Annotated in this window: 6 protein-coding genes; 4 read left to right on the top strand and 2 right to left on the bottom strand. The window is 54.8% G+C overall.

Going from position 1 to position 7,139, the window contains the following annotated elements:
* The first annotated feature begins 87 nt into the window (after positions 1-87).
* The 4 genes from AUK29_08755 to AUK29_08770 all read left to right on the top strand — a co-directional run bounded on the left by AUK29_08755 (position 88) and on the right by AUK29_08770 (position 4,337).
* A complete protein-coding gene (locus tag AUK29_08755) occupies positions 88-1,659 on the top strand; it encodes a hypothetical protein (protein OIP62303.1) in 1,572 nt (523 codons plus the stop codon).
* Between the two features lie 38 nt (positions 1,660-1,697).
* Positions 1,698-2,735: a phosphoribosylformylglycinamidine cyclo-ligase gene (locus tag AUK29_08760; protein ID OIP62304.1), complete on the top strand. Its 1,038-nt coding sequence runs from the start codon at positions 1,698-1,700 to the stop codon at positions 2,733-2,735.
* Positions 2,732-3,394 (top strand): phosphoribosylglycinamide formyltransferase, encoded by a 663-nt coding sequence (locus tag AUK29_08765; GenBank protein OIP62305.1) that lies wholly within the window; start codon positions 2,732-2,734, stop codon positions 3,392-3,394. Before AUK29_08760 ends, AUK29_08765 begins: the two co-directional genes overlap by 4 nt.
* Positions 3,395-3,476: 82 nt before the next feature.
* Positions 3,477-4,337, top strand: a complete 861-nt coding sequence (locus AUK29_08770) for a hypothetical protein (protein OIP62306.1) — start codon at positions 3,477-3,479, stop codon at positions 4,335-4,337.
* A gap of 126 nt (positions 4,338-4,463) precedes the next feature.
* Here AUK29_08770 and AUK29_08775 read toward each other — a convergent pair whose 3' ends face one another.
* Together AUK29_08775 and AUK29_08780 are read right to left on the bottom strand one after the other, a co-directional pair.
* Complete coding sequence (locus AUK29_08775; protein OIP62307.1) at positions 4,464-5,957, bottom strand: hypothetical protein; 1,494 nt, start codon at positions 5,955-5,957, stop codon at positions 4,464-4,466.
* A gap of 407 nt (positions 5,958-6,364) precedes the next feature.
* Complete coding sequence (locus AUK29_08780) at positions 6,365-7,111, bottom strand: alcohol dehydrogenase (GenBank protein OIP62308.1); 747 nt, start codon at positions 7,109-7,111, stop codon at positions 6,365-6,367.
* Positions 7,112-7,139 lie beyond the last annotated feature (28 nt).

Below are 7,139 nucleotides of genomic sequence, written 5' to 3' on the forward strand. Positions count from 1 at the left end.
AAGGGAGGGTGTTTTTAACCGTTTGCGAATAGGCCTCTTTGAGGGGCCGGCAAATGTCAAGCCTCCGGCTTTGCCGGAGGTTGATGATTGAAACGTGCCGGCGGCACGCGGCACGGATTGCAGGAGAGGGCTGAGGGGTTTATGCAGATCGTTTCCAACATTCTGGTCGTGGACGACAACAGGAACAATCTGGAACTCCTTTCCGACATGCTGGAAATGGAAGGGTATTACGTACGGACGGCTGAGACCGGTGAGACGGCCCTCAAGGAGGTCTTGAAAGAGAGGCCTGATCTGATCCTTCTGGATATCATGCTTCCTGGGATAGACGGGTACCGGGTCTGTGAAACCCTGAAGAAGATGCCCGACACCCAGGACATCCCCATTATCCTGGTCAGCGCCAAGAGCAGCATAGAGGATGCCGTCAGGGGGCTTGAACACGGCGCCGATGATTACATCCGTAAACCCTATAATGAGATGGAGCTCCTGGCGAGGGTCAAGTCGGCCCTCAAGACGAAGCATCTGCATGATGAGGTTCACCATACCAACCGGATGCTTTCCAACCAGAAGGAGCAGATCGAAACCATCATCAACACCATGGGGGAGGGGCTCTTTTCCGTGAATCAGGACATGGAGATCGTCTTCTTCAATCATGCGGCCGAGGAGATCACCGGGTACAACTTCCGGGAAGCGATCGGCAAAAACTGCGCAAAGATCTTCAAGTGCCCTGACGACGAGGCCTGCTGTCAGTCTTCTTTGGACTTCAAGCCCGAACCAGGCCGGAAGATCGCCCGAGAATACCTGATGGAACGGAAAGACGGTTCCAGGATCCCGATTCTCAAAAGTACGAGTTTTCTCCTTTCCGCCGAGGGAGAGGTGATGGGCCGGGTTGAGGTCATCCGTGACATCAGCAAGGAGCGTGAACTTGAACAGAAGAAGGCGGATTTCATATCCATGGTGATCCATGATCTGAAAAATCCGTTGAGCACCATTACAATCTGCGACAAGATCGTGATGAATGAAACCAAGGGGCATATAGACAAGGACCTGACCCAGTTGTTGGCGAATATCGAATCCAGCGCCAATAACCTCTTGAACCAGGTCAATGAACTCCTGGACATATCCAAACTGGAGTCCGGGGCCATGGAGTTCAAGAAGCAGAGAATCGACATGAACGATGTCATGGATATCTCCATCCATACCCAGCGGATCATCTCCATGGAAAAGCAGATCGAGATCGAGAAGGATTTCGCAGCGGAACGCTACCCGGTCATGGGGGACAAGGATTTTCTGATGCGCGTGATGATCAACCTGATCGGCAATGCCATCAAGTTCACCCCCAAGGGGGGCAAAATCAGCGTCGTGGCAAGGGATCACCCGCAGAGGGTCCCTGAGCATCCTCGCTCCCCGCAGCTCGAAGAGGCGGAGAAGATCCTGGAGATCTCCATCAAGGACAACGGGACCGGGATCCCTGAGAATGACCTTTCCACTATTTTTGACAAATTCCGGCGGGTCCGGGGCACGACCGAGATCGAGGGCTCAGGCCTCGGTCTCTATATCGCCAAGGTGATCATTGAGGCCCACGGCGGACGAATATGGGTGGAGAACAATTCAGACCAGGGGAGCACATTCACCATTCTGCTCCCTGCATTGAAGGAATAGGAACCAATATTGAAGCGGCAGACCGCTAAGGAGCGTTCATGAAGGAGAAAAAGCTGACATACAAGGATGCGGGCGTGGATATCCAGGCCGGGGACGACTTTGTGGATCGGATCTCTCCCATGGTCCATTCGACCTTCGGTCCTGAAGTGCTCACCGGCATCGGCGGGTTCGGCGGACTCTTCGCCCTCGATATCAGCAGAATGAAAGAACCCGTTCTGGTTTCGGGCACGGATGGGGTCGGAACCAAACTGAGGCTCGCTTTCCTAACCGGGATGCACCATACCGTGGGGATCGACCTGGTGGCCATGTGTGTGAATGATATCCTGGTCTCAGGCGCAAGGCCCCTCTTTTTTCTGGATTATTTTGCCACGGGCAGGCTGAATATCGAACAGAGCTCGGATGTGGTCAAAGGGATTGTGGAGGGGTGCCGCCAGGCCGGGTGCGCCCTGATCGGAGGGGAGACGGCGGAAATGCCCGGCTTTTACCGGGCGGGGGAATACGACCTGGCAGGTTTTGCCGTCGGGGTTGTGGAACGCTCCCGCCTGATCGACGGGTCCCGCATGGTTCCCGGAGACAGCGTCATCGGGATCGCGTCAAGCGGCCTTCACAGCAACGGCTATTCCCTGGTGCGGGAGGTTTTCCTCAATGTTCACCATACGGACTTAGAAAAGACCATTCCAGCCCTGGGCCGCCCCCTGGGTGAGATCCTCCTTGAGCCTACACGGATTTATGTCCGATCCGTGCTCTCTCTCCTCGAAGAAAAGACCGTGAAGGGGATGGCCCATATCACCGGCGGAGGGATCCCGGGCAACCTCCCGAGGATTTTCCCGGAGGGGTGTTCCGCCCGGATACGGAAAGGGAGCTGGGATGTACCGGCGGTTTTTTCCGTGCTCTCCGAGTACGGAGGCGTTCCTGAAGATGAGATGTTCAGGACCTTCAACATGGGGATCGGCATGGCGCTCGTGGTTTCATCCGGGGATACCGGTGAGGTTTTAAAGCGCCTCCGGCGATCCGGTGAGACGGCGTGGATCATCGGGGAGATCTGCGAAGGGAACCGGGAGGTGATCCTCCAGTGAGGAAGACATTACGCATCGGCGCCCTGGCATCCGGCGGCGGTTCCAATATCCAATCCATCATCGACCATATCGAGTCCGGAAAGCTCCATGCCAGAATCGTGATCCTGCTTTCAGATCATCCGGAGGCCGGAGTGCTCCGGAGGGGAGAGCGCCACGGCATCCCCCATCAAGTGATCAACCCCGACGATTTCAAGAATAGACAAGACCATGACCGGGCCATGATCAGCGTCCTGAAGGAAAATGAGGTGGATCTGGTTGTCCTGGCCGGCTACATGCGGGTCATCTCTCCCGGTTTTGTTGCTTCCTTTCCGGGCCGGATCATGAACATCCATCCGGCCCTGCTCCCGTCTTTCCCGGGGCTCCATGTGCAGCAGAAGGCTGCGGATTACGGGGTCCGCTTCTCCGGATGCACCGTCCATTTTGTGGATGAGGGGACCGATACCGGCCCGATCATCATCCAGGCCGTGGTCCCTGTCCTTCCGGGGGACACCGGTGAGACCCTGGGCGCCCGCATCCTCAAACAAGAGCACCGGATCTATCCGGAGGCCATCCGTCTTTTTTCAGAAGGGAGACTCAGGATCGAAGGGAGACACGTCCGGATTCTGGACCATGCCGTAGACGCGGACCCATGTCTGATCAATCCCATACTGCCGGGTTAAGATGAACCGTCATTCAGGCTGACTCCAGTCCGGGCATGGATTTAGGGTCCGCGGGCCGTCCATCTGAATCGGGAGGAATCCGATGCGTTTTGAGATCGATGAAAAAAACGGTCTTCCAAGCATACAAACCGATGCATACCGTCTTCTTGTGCGCGGGAAATTTGCGCCGGACGGGCTCAGGCTGCACGTCCAAGGGAAACGCAAGTCCTATCCGCCGGAGTTGAGGGAATTCATAGAACAGACCTGGAGAGAGGTTCAGGATGACGCTGAAAAGAACGGACGTAAAATTTACAATGAACGGCTCTTCAGCCTGCTGATGTATCAGGTCAGGCATGGGGTCTTAAACCTCCTTCTGGGGGAGACGGATTACAAGGAACTGACGGGGACCAACTTCTCCATTCAGGAATGGACGGGATCCCGTGATGAAAAGCTCCTATCCGACGGGGTGGCCATCTGCTCAACGATCATCACTGAGGACGGTTTCTTGATTCTGGGGAGAAGAAGCCGGGAGGTTCACCGGGGACGAGGGAAACTCCATGTCTGTGCGGGCCATCCGGTTCCGGACCATGTCCTTACGCCTGAAAGGATGCTTGCCGGAGAGAACCTTCTCTTTGCAGAAATGAAGAGAGAGATCATGGAGGAATTTCACATCCCCGCTGACCATATCGCCGGCATGGTCTGCCTCGGTCTGATCCGGAGCCGTCTCAGCAGGAAACCGGAGGTGCTTTTTCAAACCTTTGTGAAGGTCCCCAGGAAGAAGGTCCTGGTTCTGTATGATGCCGCCGAAGACAAGGGAGAACACCAGGATATCTTCTTCGTACCGTCGGAACAGGCGCCGCTCATTGATTTCCTGAAGACATATTATCGGGAATTTACGTCTCCGGGACTGGCAGCCGTGGTCTTCCACGGGACCGAACAGGGATTCTGGACACAGTCTCCTTGATCGTTCTCCAGCCTCGTTGTATAGAACGATCCTGCAGGGTGGTGCAGACCCCCGGCAGGATCCGGACATTTTCAGCAGGCTCTCACCCTGCAAAAGAGGATGAGACAGGTTCCGGCATCGGCAGGCCTAGGATGCCGACGGGACTTGAATCACCTGGCCGGACTGCAGAGAATTCCCCGAAAGGCTGTTGACATCTCTGATCTTGCTCACCGTGGTATTATATTTCGTCGCAATGGACCAGAGGGTATCGCCGCTTTGCACCCTATAGCGGGTGTATTGAGCATGATTTTTGGTTTGAGCATAACCGGAGGATATGGTTTGTTTTGCAGGCACTTTCAGTTTCTGGCCTGTATGTATCTTTGAACTGCTCCGGATATGATTGAGCTTGGCTATGGCGCCGACCGATGTTCTGTATTTTTTTGCGATCTTAGATAATGTCTCGCCCTTTCGCACCGTATATGCGGCTGTGTTACTGCCTCCGATCCTTCCGCCGTAGGTTCGATGTTCGTTATGTTTGGCAAGGACGGGGAGGGTGCATTCCGGAATGGCGTCAAGCTTGGCTTCCAGGACTTTACCGGTTTTCGACGGAATTCTCAGCGCATAGGCATAATCCGGGGTGATCTGCAGGCGGAGGGCCGGATTCAAATCTTCAAGCAGTTCAGGGGCCGCGTTGATGGCAGAGGCGATCTCTTTGATCTTCATCTGCTTGGTTACCGTCATTTCATCAAACTGTATCGGAGCATCCAATGTCAGCTCCGTGAATCCGTATTTGGCCGGGTTCTTAATGATATGGAGCGTGGCCAGGAAACGGGGAACGTACCGGGCGGTCTCAGCCGGCAGGATGGTATAAAGGTCCCAGAAGTTGTCCAGGTAGTCCTCGCGTTGCCGGCTGATTGCCCGGACCACGTTCATTTCGCCGCAGTTATAGCCGGCCAGGGCTGAGGTCCAGTCCCCGAAAAGGTCGTGAAGGGAGGTCAGGTATTCAATCGCCGCCTTGGTGGACTTCTGATAATCCATGCGTTCATCTATCCACTGGTCCCTTTTCAGGTTGAACCGGTAGCCGGTTGAAGCGATGAATTGCCAGGGGCCCAAGGCCCTCGACCGGGAGAAGGCCTTGTCCTTGTAACCGCTTTCAATCAGGGGGAGCCAGGAGAGCTCGGTCGGGAGCCCGGCCTTCCGGAATTCCGCTGCAATATATTTTTGATACCTGCCTGAGCGCCTGTAGGATTCCACGAAGAAATTCCTTTCAATGGTCTGGAAGGATTTGATCTCTCTTTCAACGTGTTCGTTCATCACAAGGGGGATGGCCCCGTCTCCGATGGAACGGTGGGTTCTGGAACTTCCGGTATAGATCTCGAGCAGTCTTTTTGAGATCAGGAGCCTCAGATCTTCTTTTTGCTGCTGGATATCCGATTCGCTGTCGGATGAAATCTTCAGAATCAATTTGTAGCTCTGGTCCAAGGCGGCGATGGCCTCGTCGGACTGCCCCTCGTTCCAGAGGTCCTGGGAGTCTTGAACAAGATTGAGGGCCTCATCAATGAGCTGCTGATCGGATGAGTCATTGGAGGCGACCTCGGGCACCGTATCCTCTGTTTCATCTGCGGTCTGAGGCGTCTTCATCAGGTCTTGGTTCTCTTGAAGGGTTAACCGGGCCGATTCAGAGGGCATTGCAGTCACCGTATGGGATGCGTGAGTTGGGCTCGTGGCCGTGCCCGTGGTCGAGTTAAAATGAGAACATGCCTGAAAACCGAGTAAAAGCACTCCAATCATCAAACAGCGGAATATGTTTTTCATGCGCTCTCCCCATAAAGGTTATAAATCCCGTTCTGTCAAAAAATGAGTGTTATTTTTTTATCCTATCTCTATTATTTTGTATTTAAATAAAAATATCAACAAAAAAATGCATATCTATAAGATTTTTTAATGTTCGGGTTGAAGTGTGCCTCCTCAACCTATTTTGATTGAATCAGAAAACTACCATAAAATGGAACCGTCAGGAACCAGGATGAAACAGGATCCATAGGTTCTCAAGGCATACTCAGCACACCCGCTCCCCGGATCTTTCCCTCTTTCAGCAGGATCAGCGCCTGATTGGCCTCGTTCAAGGGAAAGCTCTCGATGTTGGTCCGGACCGGGATCTGCGATGCAATCCTCAAGAATTCCTCTCCATCCTTTCTCGTGCTATTGGCCACGGACCGGATGGTTTTCTCGAAGTAGAGATGTTGTCTATAATCGAGTTCCGGGATGCGGCTCATGGTGATTCCGGCCAGCGCGAGGGTTCCCCCTTTTTCGAGAACGCGGAGGGCCTCCGGGATCAGCGCCCCTGCCGGCGCAAAGATGATGGCGCCGTTCAGTTTTACCGGAGGGGTATCCTGCGCCTGTCCGGTCCATGAAGCGCCGAGCGCTTCAGCCAGTTTGAGATGTTCCTTGCCCCGGCTGAAGACATAGACCTCGCATCCGAGATGGCGCGCAATCTGGATCGTGATGTGAGCCGAGGCTCCGAAACCGTACAGGCCCAGGCGCTCGCCGGATTGAACCTCGCTTAGCCGGAGCGCGCGATAACCGATGATTCCTGCGCAGAGCAGGGGAGCGGCCTCTTCATCTGAGAAGATATCCGGAATCGCATAGGCGAACGCTTCCGGCGCCAGGGCATATTCAGCATACCCTCCATGGACATGGTAACCTGTGAACAGGGCCTGCTCACAGAGATTCTCACGGCCTCTGCTGCAGAAGGCGCAGGCGCCGCAGGCGGAATGGAGCCAGGCCAGGCCCACACGGTCGCCAATGCCGAAGCGTTTGACG

This window comes from Nitrospirae bacterium CG2_30_53_67, assembly GCA_001873285.1.
Lineage (GTDB): Bacteria > CG2-30-53-67 > CG2-30-53-67 > CG2-30-53-67 > CG2-30-53-67 > CG2-30-53-67.